Annotated in this window: 23 protein-coding genes and 3 other RNA genes; 11 read left to right on the top strand and 15 right to left on the bottom strand. The window is 45.7% G+C overall.

Annotated features, from left to right (window positions below; translation table 11 throughout):
- The first annotated feature begins 42 nt into the window (after nt 1-42).
- Genes yxjC through yxjF form a run of 4 tightly spaced genes read left to right on the top strand, consistent with a single transcriptional unit; the run spans nt 43 to nt 3638 of the window.
- Nucleotides 43-1461 carry a putative acid metabolite permease gene (yxjC, locus tag BSU_39000; RefSeq protein NP_391779.3) on the top strand — a complete coding sequence of 473 codons (1419 nt, stop codon included), beginning with the start codon at nt 43-45 and terminating at the stop codon, nt 1459-1461.
- Between the two features lie 23 nt (nt 1462-1484).
- Nucleotides 1485-2201 (top strand): acetoacetyl CoA-transferase (subunit A), encoded by a 717-nt coding sequence (gene scoA / locus BSU_38990; RefSeq protein ID NP_391778.1) that lies wholly within the window; start codon nt 1485-1487, stop codon nt 2199-2201.
- Nucleotides 2198-2848, top strand: coding sequence for an acetoacetyl CoA-transferase (subunit B) (gene scoB, locus BSU_38980; protein NP_391777.1), 651 nt, complete (start codon nt 2198-2200; stop codon nt 2846-2848). The genes scoA and scoB overlap by 4 nt, the downstream gene beginning before the upstream one ends.
- 16 nt (nt 2849-2864) lie before the next feature.
- Nucleotides 2865-3638, top strand: coding sequence for a putative hydroxyacid dehydrogenase (gene yxjF, locus BSU_38970; protein ID NP_391776.2), 774 nt, complete (start codon nt 2865-2867; stop codon nt 3636-3638).
- 52 nt (nt 3639-3690) lie between these two features.
- On the opposite strand, the gene yxjG is transcribed toward yxjF, so the two are convergent.
- The 11 genes from yxjG to yxjO form a co-directional block, all read right to left on the bottom strand.
- Entirely contained in the window at nt 3691-4827 is a 1137-nt protein-coding gene (yxjG, locus tag BSU_38960) for a putative methyltetrahydrofolate methyltransferase (biofilm formation) (RefSeq protein NP_391775.3), read from the bottom strand.
- Nucleotides 4828-4904: 77 nt separating this feature from the next.
- Nucleotides 4905-5011, bottom strand: an RNA gene (mswJ, locus tag BSU_misc_RNA_62) — S-adenosylmethionine riboswitch.
- 68 nt (nt 5012-5079) lie between these two features.
- The gene (gene yxjH / locus BSU_38950) at nt 5080-6213 is read right to left on the bottom strand and encodes a putative methyl-tetrahydrofolate methyltransferase (biofilm formation) (protein NP_391774.2); all 1134 of its coding nucleotides are present in this window, start codon (nt 6211-6213) and stop codon (nt 5080-5082) included.
- An 82-nt stretch (nt 6214-6295) separates the two neighbouring features.
- Nucleotides 6296-6402: S-adenosylmethionine riboswitch (mswI, locus tag BSU_misc_RNA_61), an RNA gene on the bottom strand.
- A 65-nt stretch (nt 6403-6467) separates the two neighbouring features.
- Nucleotides 6468-6956: a hypothetical protein gene (yxjI, locus tag BSU_38940; RefSeq protein ID NP_391773.1), complete on the bottom strand. Its 489-nt coding sequence runs from the start codon at nt 6954-6956 to the stop codon at nt 6468-6470.
- A 128-nt stretch (nt 6957-7084) separates the two neighbouring features.
- Nucleotides 7085-7348: a hypothetical protein gene (gene yxjJ / locus BSU_38930; RefSeq protein NP_391772.1), complete on the bottom strand. Its 264-nt coding sequence runs from the start codon at nt 7346-7348 to the stop codon at nt 7085-7087.
- Nucleotides 7349-7869: 521 nt separating this feature from the next.
- The gene (gene pepT / locus BSU_38920) at nt 7870-9102 is read right to left on the bottom strand and encodes a peptidase T (tripeptidase) (protein NP_391771.1); all 1233 of its coding nucleotides are present in this window, start codon (nt 9100-9102) and stop codon (nt 7870-7872) included.
- Between the two features lie 49 nt (nt 9103-9151).
- Nucleotides 9152-9808, bottom strand: coding sequence for a two-component response regulator [YxjM] (gene yxjL, locus BSU_38910; RefSeq protein ID NP_391770.1), 657 nt, complete (start codon nt 9806-9808; stop codon nt 9152-9154).
- Nucleotides 9795-11015 (bottom strand): two-component sensor histidine kinase [YxjL], encoded by a 1221-nt coding sequence (yxjM, locus tag BSU_38900; RefSeq protein ID NP_391769.1) that lies wholly within the window; start codon nt 11013-11015, stop codon nt 9795-9797. The genes yxjL and yxjM overlap by 14 nt, the downstream gene beginning before the upstream one ends.
- 17 nt (nt 11016-11032) lie before the next feature.
- The gene (gene yxjN / locus BSU_38890) at nt 11033-11506 is read right to left on the bottom strand and encodes a putative integral inner membrane protein of unknown function (RefSeq protein ID NP_391768.1); all 474 of its coding nucleotides are present in this window, start codon (nt 11504-11506) and stop codon (nt 11033-11035) included.
- Between the two features lie 77 nt (nt 11507-11583).
- Nucleotides 11584-12459 carry a putative transcriptional regulator (LysR family) gene (gene yxjO, locus BSU_38880; protein ID NP_391767.1) on the bottom strand — a complete coding sequence of 292 codons (876 nt, stop codon included), beginning with the start codon at nt 12457-12459 and terminating at the stop codon, nt 11584-11586.
- Nucleotides 12460-12588: 129 nt separating this feature from the next.
- Between yxjO and yxkA the strand changes: the two genes are divergently transcribed.
- Complete coding sequence (gene yxkA, locus BSU_38870) at nt 12589-13095, top strand: putative phospholipid binding protein (RefSeq protein NP_391766.1); 507 nt, start codon at nt 12589-12591, stop codon at nt 13093-13095.
- A gap of 114 nt (nt 13096-13209) precedes the next feature.
- On the top strand, nt 13210-14229 hold the full coding sequence (gene galE / locus BSU_38860) for a UDP-glucose 4-epimerase (RefSeq protein ID NP_391765.1): 1020 nt from the start codon (nt 13210-13212) through the stop codon (nt 14227-14229).
- A 74-nt stretch (nt 14230-14303) separates the two neighbouring features.
- Here the strand turns inward: galE and yxkC are convergent, their stop codons facing one another.
- On the bottom strand, nt 14304-14846 hold the full coding sequence (yxkC, locus tag BSU_38850; protein NP_391764.2) for a hypothetical protein: 543 nt from the start codon (nt 14844-14846) through the stop codon (nt 14304-14306).
- A 388-nt stretch (nt 14847-15234) separates the two neighbouring features.
- Between yxkC and gdwB the strand changes: the two genes are divergently transcribed.
- Both gdwB and gdnE read left to right on the top strand, forming a co-directional pair.
- Nucleotides 15235-15337, top strand: an RNA gene (gdwB, locus tag BSU_misc_RNA_60) — guanidine riboswitch (type I).
- 76 nt (nt 15338-15413) lie between these two features.
- Entirely contained in the window at nt 15414-16250 is an 837-nt protein-coding gene (gene gdnE / locus BSU_38840; protein NP_391763.1) for a guanidinium exporter, read from the top strand.
- 41 nt (nt 16251-16291) lie between these two features.
- Here the strand turns inward: gdnE and aldY are convergent, their stop codons facing one another.
- Nucleotides 16292-17749 (bottom strand): putative aldehyde dehydrogenase, encoded by a 1458-nt coding sequence (gene aldY / locus BSU_38830; protein NP_391762.1) that lies wholly within the window; start codon nt 17747-17749, stop codon nt 16292-16294.
- 183 nt (nt 17750-17932) lie between these two features.
- Here aldY and yxkF point away from each other — a divergent pair, with 183 nt between their 5' ends.
- From yxkF to yxkH, 3 genes are all read left to right on the top strand, one after another.
- Nucleotides 17933-18826: a transcriptional regulator (regulates yxkF-msmX expression) gene (gene yxkF, locus BSU_38820; RefSeq protein ID NP_391761.1), complete on the top strand. Its 894-nt coding sequence runs from the start codon at nt 17933-17935 to the stop codon at nt 18824-18826.
- Between the two features lie 120 nt (nt 18827-18946).
- Nucleotides 18947-20044, top strand: coding sequence for a multiple sugar (maltodextrins) transporter ATP-binding protein (gene msmX / locus BSU_38810; protein NP_391760.1), 1098 nt, complete (start codon nt 18947-18949; stop codon nt 20042-20044).
- 106 nt (nt 20045-20150) lie between these two features.
- Nucleotides 20151-20990, top strand: coding sequence for a putative exported polysaccharide deacetylase, lipoprotein (gene yxkH / locus BSU_38800; RefSeq protein NP_391759.1), 840 nt, complete (start codon nt 20151-20153; stop codon nt 20988-20990).
- A 13-nt stretch (nt 20991-21003) separates the two neighbouring features.
- Here yxkH and yxzE read toward each other — a convergent pair whose 3' ends face one another.
- Both yxzE and yxkI read right to left on the bottom strand, forming a co-directional pair.
- Nucleotides 21004-21204: a putative bacteriocin gene (yxzE, locus tag BSU_38790; RefSeq protein ID NP_391758.1), complete on the bottom strand. Its 201-nt coding sequence runs from the start codon at nt 21202-21204 to the stop codon at nt 21004-21006.
- Nucleotides 21205-21261: 57 nt separating this feature from the next.
- Nucleotides 21262-22950, bottom strand: coding sequence for a putative membrane protease (gene yxkI / locus BSU_38780; RefSeq protein NP_391757.1), 1689 nt, complete (start codon nt 22948-22950; stop codon nt 21262-21264).
- Nucleotides 22951-22952: the final 2 nt, after the last annotated feature.

Below are 22952 nucleotides of genomic sequence, written 5' to 3'. Positions count from 1 at the left end.
TTTGTAAACGCTTTCTAGTTCGCGGAAACGGGGGATGTGTGTGTGGAACTGATCATCATTCTATTGGCGTTAGGTTTGCTGATGTTTACGGCGTATCGGGGATTTTCTGTCATATTGTTTGCGCCGATTTGCGCGTTATTCGCGGTGCTGCTGACAGATCCAAGCCATGTGCTTCCTTTTTTTTCATCAATTTTTATGGAGAAGATGGCGGGTTTTATTAAGCTGTATTTCCCAGTGTTTTTGCTCGGTGCTATTTTTGGAAAGGTCGTTGAAATGGCCGGGCTTGCGGCATCAATCGCGAAAACAATTGTCCGGCTTGTCGGGGCAAAAAGAGCGATACTTGCCATTGTGCTGATGGGTGCTGTCTTGACGTACAGCGGTGTCAGCCTGTTTGTTGTCGTATTTGCTGTATATCCTTTTGCGAAAAACATGTTCCAAGAAGCAAACATACCAAAACGCCTCATCCCGGGTACGATTGCTTTAGGAGCTTTTACGTTTACGATGGACGCACTTCCGGGAACGCCGCAAATCCAAAATGTCATCCCGACGTCGTTTTTCAAAACAGACATTTATGCCGCCCCTTGGCTGGGTTTGATGGGCGCAGTGATTGTGCTGGCAGCTGGGATGCTCTATTTGGAATCAAGGCGGAAGAAAGCGCAGGCATCTGGCGAAGGCTATGGCGGTTTTGATTCGCAGAATGCTCCTGCTCCTGAATCGATTGAGTCCGCGGCTGAACCGGACAAAAGCCCGATTCGGCACGCGCTTGCCTTTGTCCCGCTTATTCTCGTCGGTGCAGTGAATAAATATTTCACCATTTACCTGCCAAAGTGGTATCCGAATGGATTTGATTTTTCTTCCATAGGATTAAAGGAGTTCGGCAGGCTTGATATTTCTTCAGCGGCTGCTATTTGGTCGGTGGAGATTGCTTTAGTGATTGGCATCATCACAACGATATTATTTGATTGGAGAAGTGTGTTTGCCCAATTGAAGGAAGGGCTGAATGAAGGAATTGGCGGCGCCTTGCTGGCATCTATGAATACGGGTGCTGAGTACGGGTTCGGCGGCATTATCGCCGCGCTGCCGGGGTTTCATAAGCTGAGCAGCGGAATTTCACATACTTTTACCGATCCGCTTGTAAATGGCGCCGTTACGACAACTGCGCTGGCGGGAATCACCGGCTCGGCTTCGGGAGGAATGGGCATTGCGTTAAGCGCGATGTCAGAACAATACTTACAGGCGATTCAGGCTTACAATATTCCGCCAGAGGTGATGCATCGGGTCATTTCAATGGCATCAGGCGGGATGGATACACTGCCGCATAATGGCGCCGTTATCACGCTTCTGGCCGTGACGGGTTTGACCCACCGGCAATCCTATCGCGATATTTTTGCGATCACGCTCATTAAAACGGCTGCCGTATTTGCTGTGATCGCGATTTACAGCCTGACTGGTCTAGTGTAGAAGAAAACGAAAGGGGCATCAATATGGGAAAAGTGCTGTCATCAAGCAAGGAAGCTGCGAAACTGATTCATGATGGGGATACGCTGATCGCGGGAGGGTTTGGGCTGTGCGGCATCCCTGAACAGCTCATTTTGTCTATAAGAGATCAGGGAGTAAAGGATTTAACCGTTGTCAGCAATAACTGCGGAGTCGATGACTGGGGGCTTGGTTTGCTTCTGGCTAACAAGCAAATCAAGAAAATGATCGCTTCCTATGTCGGTGAAAATAAAATTTTTGAGCGGCAGTTTTTAAGCGGAGAGCTTGAGGTAGAGCTTGTTCCCCAAGGAACGCTCGCTGAGAGAATTCGTGCAGGCGGTGCAGGCATACCGGGATTTTATACGGCGACAGGCGTCGGCACCTCCATAGCCGAGGGAAAAGAACATAAAACATTCGGCGGCCGGACTTATGTGCTGGAGCGAGGCATTACCGGCGATGTGGCGATCGTCAAAGCGTGGAAAGCGGACACCATGGGCAATTTGATTTTTAGGAAAACGGCGAGAAATTTCAATCCCATTGCCGCCATGGCAGGCAAGATCACGATTGCCGAGGCGGAAGAAATCGTGGAAGCAGGAGAGCTCGATCCAGATCACATCCATACGCCGGGAATTTACGTACAGCATGTCGTGCTTGGCGCGAGCCAAGAAAAACGGATTGAAAAACGAACAGTTCAGCAAGCATCGGGAAAGGGTGAGGCCAAGTGAAGGAAGCGAGAAAACGAATGGTCAAACGGGCTGTACAAGAAATCAAGGACGGCATGAATGTGAATCTCGGGATTGGAATGCCGACGCTTGTCGCAAATGAGATACCCGATGGCGTTCACGTCATGCTTCAGTCGGAAAACGGCTTGCTCGGAATTGGCCCCTATCCTCTGGAAGGAACGGAAGACGCGGATTTGATCAATGCGGGAAAGGAAACGATCACTGAAGTGACAGGCGCCTCTTATTTTGACAGCGCTGAGTCATTCGCGATGATAAGAGGCGGGCATATCGATTTAGCTATTCTCGGCGGAATGGAGGTTTCGGAGCAGGGGGATTTGGCCAATTGGATGATCCCGGGCAAAATGGTAAAAGGGATGGGCGGCGCCATGGATCTCGTCAACGGGGCGAAACGAATCGTTGTCATCATGGAGCACGTCAATAAGCATGGTGAATCAAAGGTGAAAAAAACATGCTCCCTTCCGCTGACAGGCCAGAAAGTCGTACACAGGCTGATTACGGATTTGGCTGTATTTGATTTTGTGAACGGCCGCATGACACTGACGGAGCTTCAGGATGGTGTCACAATTGAAGAGGTTTATGAAAAAACAGAAGCTGATTTCGCTGTAAGCCAGTCTGTACTCAATTCTTAATGGGAAGGTGTTTGACATGAGAAAACAAGTCGCTTTGGTGACAGGGGCTGCCGGCGGAATCGGATTCGAAATCGCAAGAGAATTCGCCCGGGAAGGTGCCAGCGTCATCGTTTCAGACCTCCGTCCGGAAGCATGTGAAAAAGCAGCCTCCAAGCTTGCAGAAGAAGGCTTTGACGCGGCGGCCATTCCGTATGATGTGACAAAGGAAGCGCAAGTTGCTGATACGGTGAACGTCATCCAAAAACAATACGGCCGCTTGGATATTCTGGTGAACAATGCCGGTATTCAGCACGTCGCTCCGATTGAAGAGTTTCCGACAGACACCTTTGAACAGCTGATCAAGGTCATGCTGACGGCTCCCTTTATTGCAATGAAGCATGTTTTTCCGATCATGAAAAAACAGCAGTTTGGCAGAATCATTAATATTGCGTCTGTTAATGGATTAGTGGGCTTTGCAGGGAAATCCGCTTATAATAGCGCCAAGCACGGCGTCATTGGACTCACAAAAGTAGGGGCGCTGGAAGGCGCGCCCCACGGCATAACAGTCAATGCGCTCTGTCCGGGTTATGTCGATACCCAGCTTGTACGCAATCAGCTTAGCGATCTATCGAAAACTAGAAATGTCCCTTACGACTCTGTACTTGAACAAGTCATTTTTCCGCTTGTGCCGCAAAAGCGACTGCTTTCCGTCAAGGAAATTGCGGATTATGCCGTGTTTTTGGCAAGCGAGAAGGCGAAGGGCGTCACTGGGCAGGCTGTCGTCCTTGATGGGGGCTACACCGCACAATGACATAAAAAACACACTTGCTCCGCTAGGGAATCAAGTGTGTTTTTTTCTTTGCTTATTTCCAAACATCATTAGCGATCTCAACCACATGGCGGAGCTTCGCCCATTGCTGTTCTTCAGTCAGCTTGTTGCCTTCCTCAGTTGAAGCGAATCCGCATTGAGGGCTGAGGCAAAGCTGGTCTAAGCTTACATAACGGGACGCTTCTTCGATACGGCGTTTCACGTCATCCGGATTTTCAAGCTCACCGAATTTAGATGTCACTAAGCCAAGAACAAGCTGAAGATCAGACCGTTTTACGTAACGGAGCGGCTCAAATCCGCCTGAGCGTGAATCATCATACTCTAAGAAAAGTCCGTCAAGATTCAAGCCGTCAAAAATGGTTTCGGCTGCTGCGTCATAGCCGCCTTCCGCTGTCCAAGTGGACTGGAAGTTGCCGCGGCAAATATGCATGGTTACCGTCAAGTCATCCGGGCGGTCTGCAATCGCGTCGTTAATGGATTTCGCAAACAGCTGGCGAAGCTCGTCAGGCGTTGTTCCGAACGCTTCGATTTGTTTTAAGCCTTTTTCTGATAAGAAAACGGCCCACGCTGTATCATCAAGCTGGAGGTAGCGGCAGCCTCTGTCATAAAACGCTTGAATCGCTTTTTTATATGCTTTGGATACATCGTGCTGGAAAAGTTGATAATCGTTTTTGTATTCATCCTTTTCCAGTTTTCCGCGGAAAAACAGCATATTCGGACTTGGAATCGTCATCTTTGGCGTCGCGTCACCGGCAATGCTATGGAGAAATGAGTAATCTTCAAGCATTGGGTGAGTTGAAAAGTCGATATCGCCTGTGACTTTAATGCCGCGTGCTTTTGTCTGTACGTTATGGAATTGAATGCCTTGCTCAGGAGTAAACGGCTCAACGCCATCTAAGTTTTCCAGGAAATCAAAGTGCCACCATGCTCTGCGGAATTCACCGTCTGTCACGACGTTCAGGCCGGTTTCCTTCTGTTTTTCCACAATGCGGATGATTTCGTCGTTTTCAATTTGGCGAAGCTGCTCAGCGGTCATTTCGCCGGCCGCTTTTTGCAGCCGCGCTTTTTTGACGGGCTCAGATCTTAGCAGGCTTCCGACTTGATCCGCGCGAAACGGCGGTTTTTTTCTTTGAAGTGATTTTTGTTCTGCGGGTGTTGTTTGTTGTGACATGTTGTCCATTCCTTCTTTCCATTCAAATATAAAAAAGCTCTTCCTTTGGATAAGGAAGAGCTTGCGTGACAATCTCAACCTTATCTTCAAGAGCAATCATTGCTCTAAAGGATTTAGCACCATTCTGTTAAACAGCGGTTGCCGGGTATCGCAGGGCCAGTCCCTCCACCTCTCTTGATAAGGAAAACCTTTTTATTAAATTTTCTGATAGTATCTATTATTCACACATTTTCTATTTCTGTCAATGATAGATTATCTCCACACATCGTTGGCAATGTCGATGACATGGCGCAGCTTTGCCCATTGCTGCTCCTCTGTCAGAAGGTTGCCTTCTTCTGTAGAGGCGAAACCGCACTGCGGGCTCAGGCATAGCTGGTCCAAGCTGACAAAACGCGCGGCTTCATTGATACGGCGTTTCACATCCTCAGGATTTTCAAGCTCGCCGTATTTCGATGTGATCAAGCCGAGCACAATTTGCAGATCCTTGCGCTTCACAAAACGGAGCGGATCAAAGTTTCCGGAGCGGTCATCATCGTATTCCAAGAAAAGGCCGTCAAGGTTTAAGCCGTCCAAAATCGTTTCCGCTACAGCGTCGTACCCTCCTGATGCCGCCCAGGTTGAGCGGAAGTTGCCGCGGCAAATGTGCATTGTGATCGTTAAATCGTCAGGCCGGTCTGCGACGGCATCGTTAATTGTTTTGGCAAATATGGCTGGCAATGTTTCTGGATCACCGCCGAGCGCCCGGACAACCTCTCTGCCTTTGTCCTCAAAGAAGAGAGACCATGACGTATCATCAAGCTGGAGATAACGGCAGCCAGCATCATAGAAGGCTTTGATTGCTTTTTTGTACGCTTGGGCCATATCATGAAAGTATTCCTCTTGATCGTCATAAATCCCTTTATCCGCCTTTTCGCCAAAAAACAGCATATTTGGACTGGGAATGGTCAATTTTGGCGTCGCGTTACCGGCAATCTCATGTAAAAATTGATAATCACCGAGCGCTGGGTGGCTCGTAAAATCGAGTTTTCCCGTCACTTTGATGCTGCGCGCTTTCGTTTTTGTGTTATGGAACTGAATCCCCTCAGCCGGGATGAACGGTTCCACACCGTCAAGCCCTTCCAGGAAGTCATAATGCCACCAGGAACGCCGGAATTCCCCGTCTGTTACCACATCGAGACCGATTTCTTTTTGTTTTTCCACGATGCGGGTGATCTCTTGATTTTCGATATCACGAAGCTGTTCCGCTGTCATCTCACCAGCCGCTTTTTTTTGCCGGGCTTCCTTTACCGGAACGGAACGAAGCAAGCTGCCGACATGATCGGCGCGGAAAGGTGCTTTGCGTTGTTTTTCTGTTTTTTGTCCTGCAACATTCGTTTGTTGAGCCATGTTATTCGCCTCTTTTCTGAAATATTAAGCATGTAAAAAGCTCTTCCTTTGTGTAAGGAAGAGCTTGAACGATCAAATCTCCGCCTCATCTGCAAGAACGCAATGTTCTTAAGGATTTAGCACCATTCTGTTTGAAACAGCGGTTGCCGGGTATCATAGGGCCAGTCCCTCCACCTCTCTTGATAAGGTACAACTTCATATTCAGATTTCAATTATCTTAATATTATTACTTTTGGATCAATTGTCAATGCTTTTTAGAAAATACTTTCATCTTCATCGTTATATAAAACCATATCAAGCACGATAGCGATGGCAGTGCAAATCAGAACATCTTCCTCGTATGCAATCTGCAAGTGATAGGAATCACCCCAACTGAGCCACTTTTTGCTCACTGACATCCGGACATTTTCCCCGTCCGTCAGTTGGAATTCATCCCTCCATAAATCACCATCTATTTCCCAGTTAAGCCCGGAAATCACAAATTTCGGTTTGGAAAACGTTACTTTCTTCGTTACCTCACAAACTGTTTTCCCGCCAATTGAAATCTCATAGCGCGGCAATAAAGACATTAGTTTTTGTTCTATGGAAACGAGCGTTTTCCCAGATGAGTCTGTCATTTGTAATGAGTCTCCTAACGAGAAAAAACGCCCCTCCACCTTGAATGTTTCTTGTTCATCCCGGTCATAAATGTGAAATGCATCTTTAAATGAGAACATTTTTTGTTTCATAAATAACTCGATCATTGCTGAAGTCTCCTTTGGGTTTGCCTTGTATGAAATTACGGATAGGTGGCGAAAAGGTTTCAGGCTCTAAATCAAAACAATTTTAAAAGGCTGCGTGATTCAGCAGCCTTTTCGTTTGAAATATAGAATTAGGAAAGATGCATCCGGCGTTTTTGGCGGATGGCGTCAAGGTCGATTAGGTTGTTGTGATGAGGTGCGGCTGCTGGCAGAGGGCTTGTCTTTTGCGGTTTGCGGCGATTGTCCTTGCTGAAAGAAAAAAGAAGATAGCCGCATAATGCGATGATAATAAATAGGATCATATTACATACCTCCCAAAAAAAGTTTTGGTACTCTCTATTGTACGGATAAAATGCCAAAAAGTATTCAAAAAATTCTAAATCAATAAATAACAAGAAACTGTCCCTCTAAAACAGTATTACCTGATGACCTGAAAATAGTCTTGAATTACGCTGTTTGCTCTTGTTGATGATTGGTTCTATAGTTACTATCGACGATAAAATAAATTCCTTTATATAACTTTTAACCTAAGTTTACGTAATTCGAATTACCTGTTTTTGGGTGCTGTTTTCTTGCTTGTTTGGTTTATACCCTATTTTGCGGAATTGAACACAAAAAACCCAAATTACGGAGCATTTGGGCGGTACGGGTGAATACGGATTGTATTTAGGGGATTTGATGTTTTATTTGAAGAAGCGTTTGAACATTTTTCTGATTTTTTGAAATGGGCTGGATTTCTTTTTCATGTTAAGCGGCCTGGAAATGATCCATTTTTTCAAGAGACTCTTGGCAGCGATTGCATGTTTTGTCATTGTTTTTCCTCCTCATTTGTTGATACTTGTTTTACGGAGGACGTGTTTAAAATGTTTCATTTTCACACAAAAAAGCCAGTCCTTTTTTGGACTGGCTTTTGGCGTTATGCTTGCGCTTCAAACTGCTTTGCAATCTCAACGATGACATTTACGGCTTTGACCATGTTGTCAACTGAGATGTATTCAAATTTGCCGTGGAAGTTTTCCCCGCCTGTAAAGATGTTTGGCGTCGGAAGCCCCATGTAGGACAGCTGTGATCCGTCGGTTCCGCCGCGGATGGGGGAAATCTTCGGTTCGATGCCGAGGTTTTCCATCGCTTGCTTGGCAATGTTGACGATTTCGATGACAGGTTCAATTTTCTCTCTCATGTTGTAGTATTGGTCGTTCATATCCAGCAGAATCCGGTCTTGCCCGTATTCGTTTTGAAGTTCTTCAACGGCACGCTTCATTGTTTCTTTTCTGTTTTGGAAATTCTCTTTGTCAAAGTCTCTGATAATGTAGTGGAGCTTTGTTTCCTCTACGTCTCCTTGAATCGACAGCAGGTGGTAGAAGCCTTCATAACCTTCCGTATATTCAGGCGCTTCGTCTGCCGGCAGCAGGCTGTTCAGCTTCATCGCGATTTTCGCAGAGTTGATCATTTTTCCTTTAGCTGTTCCGGGATGTACGTTGTTGCCTTTAATCGTAATTTTTGCGGCAGCGGCATTGAAGCTTTCATATTCAAGCTCGCCGAGCGGCCCGCCGTCAACCGTGTAGGCAAAGGATGCATTGAACCGTTTCACATCAAATTTGTGCGGCCCTCTTCCGATTTCTTCATCAGGCGTAAAGGCGACTCTGATTGTGCCGTGCTTGATTTCAGGGTGTTTGATGAGGTAATCCATGGCTGTCATGATTTCAGCGATACCGGCCTTATTGTCTGCGCCGAGAAGGGTGGTGCCGTCTGTGGTGATGAGTGTATGGCCCTTATAGCCGGACAGCTCAGGGAATTGATCAGGTGACAGGGTGACCTGCAGCTGTTCGTTAAGAACGATGTCTTTTCCATCATAGCTTTCGATGATTTGCGGATTCACATTTTTGCCGGTAAAGTCTGTAGCGGTGTCGACGTGAGCGAGAAAGCCGATTGTCGGCACGTCTTTTTCAGTATTGGAGGGAAGAGTTGCCATGACATAGCCGTTTTCATCAATGGCTGCATCCTGCATGCCGATGGACTTCAATTCATCAACTAGCATGTTTCCTAATGTCAATTGGCCGGGTGTGGAAGGACAAGTGTCAACGGATTCATCGGACTGTGTATCGACTTTTACATATGTAGTAAACCGTTCAATGATTTCTTCTTTCATTTCCAATCATCTCCTTTGTCTTATTTTAGCATGGCGGGATGAGAGATTTCTATTGCACAATACCGTTTCGAATGGCAAAAACGACTGCCTGTGTCCGGTCTTGGGCATTGCATTTTTGCAGGATGCGGTGCACGTGGGTTTTCACAGTGCTTTCACTGACGAAAAGCTTTTCAGCAATATCCTCATTTCTCAGTCCGTAGGCCATTTGCTGAAGAACCTCAAGCTCTCTTTTGGTGAACGGCTCTGCCAGTTCTTCGGCATGAGTTTGCTGTTTCGCCCGAAATGTCTCACTGATGATTTTAGCAGCTGTGACTGTACGGAAAATCGCCTCGCCTCTGGCCGCAGCGCGAATCGCATCTATCAACTCCTCAGGAAGTGTATCCTTCAGCAGATAGCCGACTGCGCCCGCACGGATGCCTTCAAATACGTATTCTTCCGTGTCAAAGGTGGTTAAAATGACTATCTTTGTATTTGGAAGTGCGGACATAATGTCTTTCGCCGCTTCGATGCCTGAGCAACGCGGCATCTGGACATCCATGAGGATGACATCGGGTTTTGTTTGTTTTGCGAGTGCTATAATATCGTGACCGTCGCCGGCCTCGCCAGAAACCGTCATATCCGTCTGTGCGTTGATGACGTAGCGGAAGCCTTCACGCACAAGCGGCTGATCATCGGCAAGCGCTACGCGTATTTTATCTTTGTTCATCTTTTTGCTCCTTATTCGTTGTCATGAGCGGCAATGACAGCTCAATTTTCAGGCCGCTCGGCTGTACGGCACTGAAAGTAAGGGAACCGCCTGCTTTTTCTGCGCGCTCTTTCATTCCTGTCAGGCCAAATCCATAAGTAAGGCTGCCGGTGAATTGTCCGTCGTCGGTGATTGTGACATAGAGATGGGACTTGTCATTAGAAATGACGGCCGCCGCATGAGAAGCGTCAGCGTGACGAATGATATTGGTCAGCGCTTCCTGCAAGATGCGGTAGATCGTTTCGCTCACGTTTGGAGGCCAAGACTCTTCTGACAGTCCGGCAGTATCTAAAGAAACGTGCAAGCCGCTCCGTTCCTCCACTTGATGAATGAGCCCCCGCAAAGCGGTAAGCCCCACCATCGATTCACTACGGCCCATTTGGTGAACAACAGACCGCACTTCTTGAAGACACTCCCTGGCGACACTCAGTACATTTTGAATGACTTTTTCTGAATCCTCCTTGCTGCTTTTAAGGATATAGGGAAGGGATTGAAGCTGAACAATCACAGAAGTCAGCTCGTGACCGATGCTGTCATGAATGTCGCGGGCAATTCTTGTACGTTCCTCAAGGACCGCGTACCTTAATGAAAGAACAGAAGCCTCCTGCAGCTCTGCATGCGCTTTCTGGAGTTCTTTATGAGCATGCTCCAGCTGCACATGCATTTTTGCCAATTCAGCATGATTCCGTTCAGCCTCCCTTCTCGCTTCTCGTCTGAAACGCATGGAGGAGAAGAGGACGTACAGACCGAGCATGATCGAGATGTTGCTGATGATGGTATTCAAGCTTCCCCCTTGTGAGGATAGGAGTAATATGTTGCCTCCAATTAAACATGCTGTGAAGATCAAGGATAGCCGTGAAGGGAGTCTAAAGGCGGCATATATCATTAAAAATACAATCAAAAAATAGGCGGCACCCTGCTCTTGGCCGGAAACAGCCCAAAAGAAATCGGTCAGGAGCCAGAGTCCGATGAATATGCTCAAACTAACAGCAGTGGATGCCACATAGGGAATGATCCAAATGAATGCTAAGTATACCGCAAATACAAATGCTAACAAAATGGGATCAGCCTTAGTTGGATGAGATAAAAATTGTATGCAATTCAAAATGAGAATAAGGCTCGGCACAAGCTTCTTGTAGTAGTGCCGAGCCGGAGTTTGTCCGTTCATGCTGGTCCTTCTTTCGGTTATTGAATGGATACTTTGCCAGCGGTCAGTCGTCTGTATGCTTTGTAAAGCATGATGTTGCGGGCTGTGATGGTGCCGAGGGGAACGAAGAACATAGAATGAATAATGGCAATAAACATCTCGTTGCTCTCAGGCAGCCATGTTCTCGCGGCCATGCGCAAAGAAAGTATCACTAGAATGAGGATAACACTCCCAAGTGAGCCGCGTGAAGTGACCTTTCCGGTTTCCGGGTGAATCCGTACATTTACCATCTTCCCAATGCCAAACCCGCAGGCCAGCCCGATCAGTAATAAAATGCCGCTGATCGCCACATGTAATACGGAATGAAAATACGCCGGCTGAAACGATGCAGATACGCCCCATAAGAGCAACAGTGGAATGATCAGCAACTTCCCGGGCTTTACCGTTCTTTCTCGATACATCGATAAAATAATAAGAATCAATACAATAAAAATATAAGGGCTCATCGCCATGTCATCAAATCCTTTCTGCATTAAGCATAGCGAAAATAGGAAAGAAAAACGTCAACCGGCAGATTGATTTTTCAGCTCTATACTTGTTCGCGCTGCATAAAGTCATGTAACATGGCGTGAAAATGCTGAATGTCTTCGCTGTTTCTTTTCCACATCATAAACGTTTGGGACGCAGGCAATTCTAGATGTGCAGGCGTGCTGACAGCCATCAGCTTTTTTTCGGCTTCTTCCTGTTTGATAATGTAGGTAGGGAGGAAAGATGCCCCCATTCCCGCTTTCATCATGTGGACAGCCGTATCCGTCTGCCCGACAGCCATCATTTGAAGATACGGGTAATGTGATCGGATGTTATCTAAAAAGGCATCCCCATATGACGGATGATCATGCGTTAGCAGCCGATAGCGGGTTAAGACGGATGCAGCATCCGGTCTGCTTTCTTGGAAAGGAGCCGCCAGACAAAGCGTACCTTCGCATATATGCTGATAATAAAGAGTGTTGGTGTTCGGGTCTTTCCGCGACAAACCAATATCAGCTTCATTGTGTTCCACCGCTTGTTTAATAGCGTCAGATCCAGCCACATGAGTTGAAAGCTCGACATGCGGATGTTTTTGGATATAGGCTGGCAGAAAGCGAGGCAAGATATAGGACGCAATGTAGGGGTGTACGGCCAGCGTGAGTGATCGGCTGTACCCCTGTTTCCATTGACTGACTTTCTGCTTTCCAGCTTGGTAAACATGGATCATTTCTTTGGCATAAGGCAAAAAGAGCCTGCCTTCGTCAGTCAGTACGACTCGTCTTCCGCTATGCAAAAACAACCTCATGTCCAGTTCATCTTCCAATTTCCTCATATGCTGAGAAACGGCAGGCTGTGTGAGATACAGATGCTCAGCCGCCTCCCTGAAGCTCTCTGATTCCGCTGCGGCAATAAAGGTTTGCAGCCATTTTAAATCCATGAAATATCTCCTTCACTGCAAGTTATCCATAACAAATTGTTACGTTTACATGCGTATTTGTTTATCACTGATTATACATCGATTCGTTTAGTATACCTATAGAACGAGAAAATAGAGAGAGGGATTCATATGAACATATACGTAGAAGCAAATCCATATTTACATGACAAGTATTCAAAATACGCGGATGAAAAATATAAGAGAGAAGGAAACCCATTTGTATCCTTTCCAATTCATTTTGATGACATCCCGTCCGGAGCAAAGACGCTCGCACTTACTTTCATCGATCATGACGCCATTCCCGTATGCGGATTCAGCTGGATTCACTGGACAGCGGCTAATATTCCGGCTTACATCGGAGAGCTTCCTGAACATGCGAGTGAGGAAAGACAGGACTTGATGATACAAGGGCAAAACAGCTTTGCTTCACCGCTTGCGGGAAGCAACGATCCAAAGGTGATTCACCAGTATTGCGGGCCGACACCGCCTGACAAGGATCATGCGTATACATTGACGGTCTATGCTTTAGATGCTGAGCTGAATCTTCAGCCGGGCTTTTACTTGAATGAGCTCTATCAAGAAATGAAAGAGCACATTCTTGCTGAAACCTCTATCGAATTGCTGGCAAGGGTTTAAGCTAAAAAATATGAAAAAACTATTAATAAACGATTAAACTTCTTAAAAATGGATGTGGACCGGTTCTAAACACTATATAATGAAAACAGGTCATTTTTTAGGAGGGTTTACATCATGGCAATACTTGTTACTGGCGGTGCCGGTTACATTGGCAGCCACACATGTGTTGAACTATTGAACAGCGGCTACGAGATTGTTGTTCTTGATAATCTGTCCAACAGTTCAGCTGAAGCGCTGAACCGTGTCAAGGAGATTACAGGAAAAGATTTAACGTTCTACGAAGCGGATTTATTGGACCGGGAAGCGGTAGATTCCGTTTTTGCTGAAAATGAAATCGAAGCTGTGATTCATTTTGCAGGGTTAAAAGCAGTCGGCGAATCTGTGGCGATTCCCCTCAAATATTATCATAACAATTTGACAGGAACGTTTATTTTATGCGAGGCCATGGAGAAATACGGCGTCAAGAAAATCGTATTCAGTTCATCTGCGACAGTATACGGCGTTCCGGAAACATCGCCGATTACGGAAGACTTTCCATTAGGCGCGACAAATCCTTATGGGCAGACGAAGCTCATGCTTGAACAAATATTGCGTGATTTGCATACAGCCGACAATGAGTGGAGCGTTGCGCTGCTTCGTTACTTTAACCCGTTCGGCGCGCATCCAAGCGGACGGATCGGTGAAGACCCGAACGGAATCCCAAATAACCTTATGCCGTATGTGGCACAGGTAGCAGTCGGGAAGCTCGAGCAATTAAGCGTATTCGGAAATGACTATCCGACAAAAGACGGGACAGGCGTACGCGATTATATTCACGTCGTTGATCTCGCAGAAGGCCACGTCAAGGCGCTGGAAAAAGTATTGAACTCTACAGGAGCCGATGCATACAACCTTGGAACAGGCACAGGCTACAGCGTGCTGGAAATGGTCAAAGCCTTTGAAAAAGTGTCAGGGAAAGAGGTTCCATACCGTTTTGCGGACCGCCGTCCGGGAGACATCGCCACATGCTTTGCAGATCCTGCGAAAGCCAAGCGAGAACTAGGCTGGGAAGCGAAACGCGGCCTTGAGGAAATGTGTGCTGATTCCTGGAGATGGCAGTCTTCTAATGTGAATGGGTATAAGAGTGCGGAATAAGAATGGAGGCCTTCTCAATTGAGAAGGCCTTTTTTAAAGAACAAGGGTGCCTAAACAGGCACCCTTGTTAGCTGTTATTTGATTTTCACAATAACATCATTACTGAATTTTAGTTTCCAAGTGCCTTTTGCATAAGCTTCCTTGTCAACTTCAAATGCTTTTACACCTGTTACTTTAATATTAGGATTTAGATCACTCAAAATTTTAGAGTTATCAACTTTTGTCTCAGTTGCATAGTTTACAGAAGCATCAATATCAGAATCATAAGAAGTACCATCAGCATCAACTAATTTAACAGTTGGAATTGAAAAAGAGCTAATCGGCTTTTTAGATACGTTTTTAATTGTATATTGAACAGCTACAATTGTACCTCCCTCAGATGCTTTCTTTTCAACATATTGAGTACCGACAGTATCTCTGTCCTCTACCTTCGTAACCGTCACTTCAGTTTTTTCAGTTTTTACGGTATCACCGATATTGTATGTTTTTTCAGTTTCTGCTTTGCTGCTGCTTGATGTTTTGGAAGTGGCTTCTGAGCCGCCTCCGCCGCCAATCATATTACCGATAATAATGATGACAACAACTGCGAGAATAAACGTAATGATTTTATGTCGCATAAAAAAGTTACGTTGATCCTTACCGCAGTTAGGACATTTTTTTACACCCTTTGCAATTTCTTGACCGCAAGCTTTACAGGGTACTAGTTTTCCTGCCATTATATTTCCTCCTATGTAATAAAATGTACGAAACATATGTACTATAATGCCTATATTATTTCTCTTAGTCAATATAAAATTATGAATTTCTTATAATTATTATCATTTATAGTTACATTCGCTTGTAAAATATATGCTTTTTTTCTTATCGGTTATATCTGTTCTTTTTTAATAGATAAATCGTATTTTTTTCCAGCTTATCTGATGAAAACTCCGCAAATACCCCTTGAACCAATTCGAACCGTCCCTTATAATGCTAATATTGGAAAGTGAAAAGGATATGATAAAAACAGTGGTTTTCTAGGGTTCCGCAATGCAAATTGGACTGTGACCGAGAGAAAACACATAGCAGCTTGGCTGTTATGACACGGTGGGATAAAAGCCCAGGAGTTTCTGCTCTTTTTCGAGAGCGTTCTCCTGGGTTTTTTTATTTGCTAGAACAGAACAATGAAAAGGAGTGTTTTCGTGATGAAAAAGAGAATGCTGGATGTACTTATGCTTGTGATTGGCGCTTTTTTCTTCGCGCTTGCGGTTAATTTATTTGCGATTCCCAATGATCTTGGGGAAGGCGGAGTCACTGGGATTACGCTGATTTTGTATTATCTGTTTCAATGGTCTCCTGGTGTCACGAACTTTATCTTAAATGCGTTTTTGCTTTTAATCGGCTACAAGTTTCTTGATGGAAAAACAACGGTTTATACGATCATTGCGGTTGCGGCAAATTCGCTTTTTCTTCATCTGACACATGGGTGGAGCATTCCGTCTGATGAATTGATCATTAATACGATTTTCGCAGGTGTATTTGCCGGAGTCGGGATCGGCATGATTATCCGGGTCGGCGGGACGACGGCCGGTTCCGCGATTCTGGCCAGAATTGCTAATAAATATTTAGACTGGAATATCAGCTATGCACTCTTGTTTTTTGATTTAATCGTAGTATTTAGCTCTTATTTTATTATTGGTGCAGAAAAAATGATGTTTACGATCGTGATGCTGTATATCGGTACCAAAGTGATGGACTTCATTATTGAAGGTTTGAATACGAAAAAAGCCATTACGGTCATTTCAGAAAATAAGAGTGAGATTGCAGAGCAGGTAAATACCTTGATGGATCGGGGCGTGACGATTTTATCAGGGAAGGGAAATTATACGGGCCAGTCAAAAGAGATTTTGTATATCGTCATTAACAAACAGGAGCTGTCTATGCTGAAAAAAATCATTAGAAGCTGCGACAAAAAAGCGTTTGTGATCGTACATGACGTACGCGATGTGTTTGGCGAAGGGTTTGTGGATATATCTAAATAAAGAAAAATCCCTCTGTACTTGAAACAGAGGGATTTTTTCATTTAGAACGGATATTTGCGGTATTGCTTCTGTATCGAAATCCATTTCGTCACGGTAAATTCCTCGACGACCCACGGATTGCCGAAACGGCCGACACCGCTTGCTTTGTTTCCGCCAAAGGCAATATTCGGCGAATCATTGACGGACTGGTCGTTGACATGGGTCATGCCGCTGTCAATTTGCAGGGCGAACTTTTCGCCTTTTTCTAAATCAGAAGTGAAAACCGCAGAGCTGAGGCCGTATTCAGTATCATTTGCCATGTCAATCGCTTCCTGGTCGCTGCCAGCTTTAATAATGGTTGCGATTGGGGCAAACAGCTCCGTTTGGGCAATTTTGCTGTTGTTGTCCGCACCGACAAAGACGTACGGCGTCAGCACGTTTCCGACGCGTTTTCCTTCAACCGCAAGCTCAATGCCGTCTGTCTTTGCCTGCTCAATGATCTCCAGCGCTTTCTCGATTTGGCGCTCGTTGATCAGCGGGCCGACAACGGTTTTCGGATCGGTTTGATCGCCGTACGGAAGCTGTTTGACACGGGCGGTGAATTTTTCTACAAACTCATCGTATACATCTTGATGAACGATGATCCTGTTGATAATCATACAGATTTGTCCCTGGTGAATAAATTTTCCGAAAATCGCGGCATCCACAGCACGATCGACATCCGCATCTGAAAGAACGGCAAATGGATTGTTGCCGCCGAGCTCAAGTGCCATTCGTTTGAAGGCGCGACCGGCGATTTCACCGATGTGGCGCCCGACTGCTGTTGACCCTGTAAAGCTGATTAATCTCGGGATTGGATTGGTGAGCATGCCGTCCCCGATTTCCTTTACATCCGTCAGCATGACGTTAAGGACACCGGCAGGAAGACCGGCGTGTTCAAACGCTTTCGCAATGATGGTCCCGCCGGAAATAGCAGTTTGGATATCAGGCTTGTGAACAACGCTGTTACCCAGCGCAATTGCGGGCGCAATGGATCTCATGGATAGATTCATTGGGAAATTAAATGGAGAAATCGATGAAATGACACCTAGCGGAAGGCGGTAAATCTTATTGGTTTTCCCTTCAATGTCGGATGGCACCTCTTTGACGCCGCCTAATTCACCAGTATACGTCATGGCTTCATCTAAAATCGCAATCGTTTGTTCCAGCTCGATTGTTGATTTAATGATCGTTCCGCCAGTTTCGCGGGCGATCATCATAATGATGTCATCACGGTTTTCGTGTAAATAGCCGCGCGCTTTTTGCAGCACGGCTTTTCGGTCTTCCGTCGTGCTCTTGGCCCACTCTTTTTGGGCTTTCTGTGCAATGTCAAACGCATCCTCAAGCTGTTTGCCCGTTGCCAAAGATGCTGTTGTGATCACAGACTGGTCATACGGATTCAAAATGTCCTCCGTACGTCCGCTTTCTCCCCCAGTCCATTTTCCGTTGATAAAACTTTTGTTTAACGTTTCGAAACTCATAAGATGACCCTCCTTTGGTCCTGCATGTCTTCTTCTATTTCCGCTGAAGCCAATATGTAAACGAATGAGGTTTCCCTTTCAGTTTCTCGTCTATCTATACCGGATATACTCTTTTTTAGTGGAGAACATGTGTGTTTCGCCTTATACTGAATATACAGATCCTTACATAAGAGAGGAGACTCTATGAAATCGCTGCTGGCTATTTATCCCGGTTCGATTGTGTCTGAGGAGCTTTGCATAAGGGAAGGCTGTCTATGTTTTTTTGATGAGAGCAATCAGAGATATATCTCCATTCCGAAAACAGAGATCAGTGAAAAAGAAGTATTGGTGCTGCAGTCATTTTTGACGCCTGCGGATGAGGGCAATCAACTGTCTATGAAATCACCTGAGGAAAACAAGTGGTTTTCGTTCCTTTTTTCCAGAGGGGAATTGCCGGCGTATATAAAGAAACGGACGAGATTTGTTCACTTTCATTTATTCGGCAAAATAGAAAGGACGTCCTTTACGGAAGCGGTTCGCCATTTTTGGCCGGTGTCTTTTGTGATTGTGTGGATCCATGAGGACAGAGGTGTGATTGTCGAGCAGGAAAGTGAAGCGGCGGCGGAGAAGGACGAACTGGAATCGCTCGCTAAGGTTCTTGAAAGTGATTTCTACTTCAGTGTCCGTTTTTACGCCGGAAGATTTTACGAGCCGGATGAGTGTCTGCGAAAACATTACGCTCGTGAACAGGCGTATTTCCTGTTTGCTGAAAAACGGCTGCCTCAGGTGCAGAGTGTGACCTTTGAGATGATCTTTCCTTTTCTATTATTAGAAACAGAAAAAGAAAAACTGGAAACACTGCTCTCTGAAGAAGCTGAGCTTTTATTTGGAAGTGAATCTGAGCTAAGGAAGACCATTAAGCTGTTTATTGAAAACAACTCAAACGTCACATTAACAGCGAAAAAGCTGCATCTGCATCGCAACAGCCTGCAATATCGGATTGATAAATTTATTGAGCGGTCAGGGATAGATATCAAATCGTACAAAGGCGCGCTTCTTGCCTATTTTATCTGCCTGCAAAATGAAAGTTCAGAATAAATTGGAAATATGCACGAAAAATGGCTGGGTGATTTTATGAACGCTGCCCATTTTAGCGAGAGGGAATTGCTGTTACACTCAATATAAGAAAGCGTTTACAATAACAAAGGGGGATGTTAGATGGCTGAATTGCGGATGGAGCACATTTATAAATTTTATGATCAGAAGGAACCGGCGGTTGATGACTTTAACCTTCATATTGCCGATAAGGAATTTATCGTATTCGTCGGCCCGTCCGGCTGCGGGAAATCAACGACGCTGCGAATGGTCGCAGGACTTGAAGAAATTTCGAAAGGTGATTTTTATATTGAAGGAAAACGGGTCAATGATGTAGCGCCAAAGGACAGGGATATCGCGATGGTATTTCAGAACTACGCGCTTTATCCGCATATGACGGTCTACGATAATATCGCGTTCGGGCTCAAGCTTCGGAAAATGCCGAAGCCTGAAATCAAAAAAAGAGTCGAAGAAGCCGCTAAAATTCTCGGGCTTGAGGAATATTTGCACCGTAAACCGAAAGCGCTGTCAGGCGGACAGAGACAGCGGGTTGCGCTGGGCCGGGCAATCGTGCGGGATGCAAAGGTGTTCCTGATGGATGAGCCTTTGTCAAACCTGGACGCGAAGCTGAGGGTGCAAATGCGGGCGGAAATCATTAAGCTCCACCAGAGATTGCAGACTACAACGATTTATGTGACGCATGACCAGACAGAAGCGCTGACAATGGCGACACGGATTGTAGTCATGAAAGATGGGAAAATTCAGCAGATCGGGACGCCGAAGGATGTATATGAATTCCCTGAAAACGTCTTTGTCGGCGGGTTTATCGGATCACCGGCGATGAATTTTTTCAAAGGAAAGCTCACGGATGGCTTAATCAAAATCGGTTCTGCGGCATTAACCGTCCCGGAAGGAAAAATGAAAGTGCTGCGTGAAAAAGGCTACATCGGCAAAGAGGTCATCTTCGGCATCCGTCCTGAGGATATACATGATGAATTGATTGTCGTGGAATCATATAAGAACTCTTCGATTAAGGCGAAAATTAATGTTGCAGAGCTGCTCGGTTCTGAAATTATGATTTATTCGCAGATAGACAACCAAGACTTTATTGCGCGGATCGACGCCCGCCTCGATATTCAATCGGGCGATGAGCTGACGGTTGCATTTGATATGAATAAAGGCCATTTCTTTGACAGTGAGACAGAAGTGAGAATCCGATAAGATCAAAAAAACCGGACATGGAGACATGTCCGGTTTTTTGCTATTGAAAATCTCAGAATCAAACCGATGAAAAAGGAGGAAGAAATAGACAGAAAGCAGGAGAACGATGAAACGATTGTTTTTAAGCATCTTTCTTTTGGGCAGCTGTTTGGCTCTTGCGGCTTGTGCTGATCAAGAGGCGAATGCAGAGCAGCCGATGCCAAAAGCGGAACAAAAGAAACCGGAAAAAAAGGCAGTACAAGTTCAGAAAAAAGAAGACGATACATCCGCATGGATCAAAACAGAGAAACCGGCAAAGCTGCCGATTTTGATGTACCACAGCATTTCTTCAGGAAACAGCCTCCGTGTGCCAAAGAAAGAATTCGAGGCGCATATGAAGTGGCTTCATGATAACGGCTATCAGACATTAACGCCGAAAGAGGCATCTCTCATGCTGACGCAGGATAAAAAACCGAGTGAGAAGTGCGTGCTGATCACATTTGATGACGGGTACACCGACAATTATCAAGATGCGTATCCGGTGCTGAAAAAGTACGGGATGAAGGCAACGATTTTTATGATCGGCAAATCGATCGGACATAAGCACCATCTGACAGAGGAACAAATGAAGGAAATGGCACAGCACGGCATATCGATTGAAAGCCATACGATTGACCACCTTGAGCTGAACGGATTAACGCCTCAACAGCAGCAAAGTGAGATGGCTGATTCGAAAAAGCTGTTCGACAACATGTTTCATCAGCAAACCACCATCATCAGCTATCCGGTAGGGCGCTACAATGAGGAGACGCTGAAGGCCGCTGAAAAAACAGGCTATCAAATGGGCGTGACGACAGAACCGGGCGCGGCTTCGAGAGACCAGGGAATGTATGCCCTCCATCGTGTGCGCGTGTCCCCAGGCATGTCAGGCTCGGCTTTTGGTGCGTACATCGAATCAATGAAATAAAAAAAGGCGGCGTTTAATCGCCGCCCCCTCCGCCGCCACAGCCGGAATCGCTGAAACCTCCGTCACTGCTGCATCCATCATGGTGTGAGCTATGATCTGAATAACCGAAATACCCGCTGTCCGCCTGCTGGCGGCTTTTGTTTTTCGAGGGCTGCGGCTGAATGACTGAAAGAAAAACAATAATAGATATAAACAATAAGATGATCACAATCACTTCGCGTCACTCCCTTTTTTCACCATATCTGTTATACGGATGAAACGCTGACCGGTTTCATTTCAAAGTGATCGATTCTTTCAGTCGGTCTCTGAGCCAGCGCTTTAGCACCCCATGTCCTTTGTTTGACAATAAAGTGCCGACACGCCAATACATAGGAGGATGAGGAGCGAACTGAAAATCAATCAATCTGAAAAACCAGCTTTTATCACGGGTGAGAGAATCAATTTGAAGCTCGTCTTCACCTGCTTCAGAGCTATAGGCACTTTGTTTCTGTATATCCTCATCTTGCCGAACCGCCAAGATTCTCAAGGCTTCAGCCATTTGTTTGTAACCGCCGTCCAGCAATGATGCGCCAAGGTTGTCAGCACGCACCTCCATCCATTGTGAACAAAAGGATTGATAGAGCTGGAATAGGATAATGATTGCCATAATGAAAGCCCAAAGCGCAATTTTGTGGGCCTCGGGATGGGTGATATGCTGCTCAAACAAGAGGAAAATCCCCACGACAGCTCCAAGATATAGAAAACGCAAAAGCTGTGATGACAGAACGTCACGTTTTTTGATATGAATCGCCTCATGGGCCAGAATGCCTTCAATGACACGCTGTGGAAGTGTTAGTGTGGCGCTTGTCAGGATGACCATTGACCTCCCGACATTCATGCCTACTGCCATTCCGTTGTAATCATCACTCTCCGTTTCGTATATGCGGACATGGGAAATGCCGGCCGATCTGAAAATCTTATCGGCCGCGGCCTGTACATGCGGATGATGACAAGACTTGGCGTCCATCGCCGCCCGCAACACACGGTCTGACATATACATGTTGAATACCCAATATAGGATTACGGCAACAGCCATGACCCATGGAGAGGCGTGTAATGCGTATAACGCGAGCACCAATAAGGCGTAAGCGGATACCCCTTTTACGCTGGCGGCAAAATAAAGCTTACCGAGCAGCCGCTTCACATTTTTTCGATGATAAAACGGCAAAACAGAAATCACATTGTCCACATTGTTTTCTGCATCTGTGTATTCCTGAAGAATTGTTTTCCATTTTTGCGGTTCCTTCACCGTCAGAAACAGTGTTTCGCCGGGAAGAGACAGTTTAATGACTTGCTGAAAGCTTGTTGTCAAATCTAAACGGGATGAATACATCGTCAGAAGCGGATGGAGCTTTAAGAGATCTGCTGTTGATTCAAGCTGAATGTTCTTCAAATCGGAAAGCGGGTATGTACGGGTTTCATAGTGTGAGCTGATATGCAATTTTTCTAAGGCTGCTGAATAAAAAACCTTTACGCTAAAAACATTCAGTATTCGCTTCACAAGTGCCCCTCCGCCGGAGATCATTCCGAGAAGGATCACATATTTGAGAGGGCTTGTGTCAGGTCCATAGATGAAAAAAATGACAGCCCCTGCAAACACAATGGCGGTCAGCGTAATGTCTGACAGGAGGCGTGTTTTGTTTTTGGCAAGCTCGATTTCCTGCCAGTCTCCCGAAGGTTTTTCCACACGCTCTGAAACAATGAGATCCATTGCGGTCCAATAGCAGTAGAACATTGTCGCGAGTGAGACAATGCCGTCCATGAATGAGAGATGAGAGAAGATGTAAGCCGCAGCGCCGACCCATAGAACAATATCAATCCAGAAGTCTATGGCCGGAATGAGTTTTGCAGCTAGGGCTGATATCAAATAAAATCCCAGCCCGAGAAGCATAAAGAGAAATAGATGAGTTCCCATAGGCATGC

It is taken from the genome of Bacillus subtilis subsp. subtilis str. 168, assembly GCF_000009045.1.
Classification (GTDB): Bacteria; Bacillota; Bacilli; order Bacillales; family Bacillaceae; genus Bacillus; species Bacillus subtilis.
This window is presented reverse-complemented; position numbering and strand designations above follow the sequence as displayed.

Excerpts from the sequence above, each read along its gene's own strand:
- yxjO (NP_391767.1), bottom strand. The coding sequence starts at position 12,459 with ATGGATTTAAAATGGCTGCAAACCTTTATTGCCGCAGCGGAATCAGAG.
- galE (NP_391765.1), top strand. The coding sequence starts at position 13,210 with ATGGCAATACTTGTTACTGGCGGTGCCGGTTACATTGGCAGCCACACA.
- msmX (NP_391760.1), top strand. The coding sequence starts at position 18,947 with ATGGCTGAATTGCGGATGGAGCACATTTATAAATTTTATGATCAGAAG.
- yxjL (NP_391770.1), bottom strand. The coding sequence starts at position 9,808 with ATGAACAAAGATAAAATACGCGTAGCGCTTGCCGATGATCAGCCGCTT.
- yxkC (NP_391764.2), bottom strand. The coding sequence starts at position 14,846 with ATGCGACATAAAATCATTACGTTTATTCTCGCAGTTGTTGTCATCATT.
- pepT (NP_391771.1), bottom strand. The coding sequence starts at position 9,102 with ATGAAAGAAGAAATCATTGAACGGTTTACTACATATGTAAAAGTCGAT.
- yxjF (NP_391776.2), top strand. The coding sequence starts at position 2,865 with ATGAGAAAACAAGTCGCTTTGGTGACAGGGGCTGCCGGCGGAATCGGA.
- gdnE (NP_391763.1), top strand. The coding sequence starts at position 15,414 with ATGAAAAAGAGAATGCTGGATGTACTTATGCTTGTGATTGGCGCTTTT.
- yxkF (NP_391761.1), top strand. The coding sequence starts at position 17,933 with ATGAAATCGCTGCTGGCTATTTATCCCGGTTCGATTGTGTCTGAGGAG.
- scoA (NP_391778.1), top strand. The coding sequence starts at position 1,485 with ATGGGAAAAGTGCTGTCATCAAGCAAGGAAGCTGCGAAACTGATTCAT.
- yxjG (NP_391775.3), bottom strand. The coding sequence starts at position 4,827 with ATGTCACAACAAACAACACCCGCAGAACAAAAATCACTTCAAAGAAAA.
- yxjI (NP_391773.1), bottom strand. The coding sequence starts at position 6,956 with ATGATCGAGTTATTTATGAAACAAAAAATGTTCTCATTTAAAGATGCA.
- yxkA (NP_391766.1), top strand. The coding sequence starts at position 12,589 with ATGAACATATACGTAGAAGCAAATCCATATTTACATGACAAGTATTCA.
- yxjN (NP_391768.1), bottom strand. The coding sequence starts at position 11,506 with ATGGCGATGAGCCCTTATATTTTTATTGTATTGATTCTTATTATTTTA.
- aldY (NP_391762.1), bottom strand. The coding sequence starts at position 17,749 with ATGAGTTTCGAAACGTTAAACAAAAGTTTTATCAACGGAAAATGGACT.
- yxkH (NP_391759.1), top strand. The coding sequence starts at position 20,151 with ATGAAACGATTGTTTTTAAGCATCTTTCTTTTGGGCAGCTGTTTGGCT.
- yxjM (NP_391769.1), bottom strand. The coding sequence starts at position 11,015 with ATGAACGGACAAACTCCGGCTCGGCACTACTACAAGAAGCTTGTGCCG.
- yxjH (NP_391774.2), bottom strand. The coding sequence starts at position 6,213 with ATGGCTCAACAAACGAATGTTGCAGGACAAAAAACAGAAAAACAACGC.
- yxkI (NP_391757.1), bottom strand. The coding sequence starts at position 22,950 with ATGCCTATGGGAACTCATCTATTTCTCTTTATGCTTCTCGGGCTGGGA.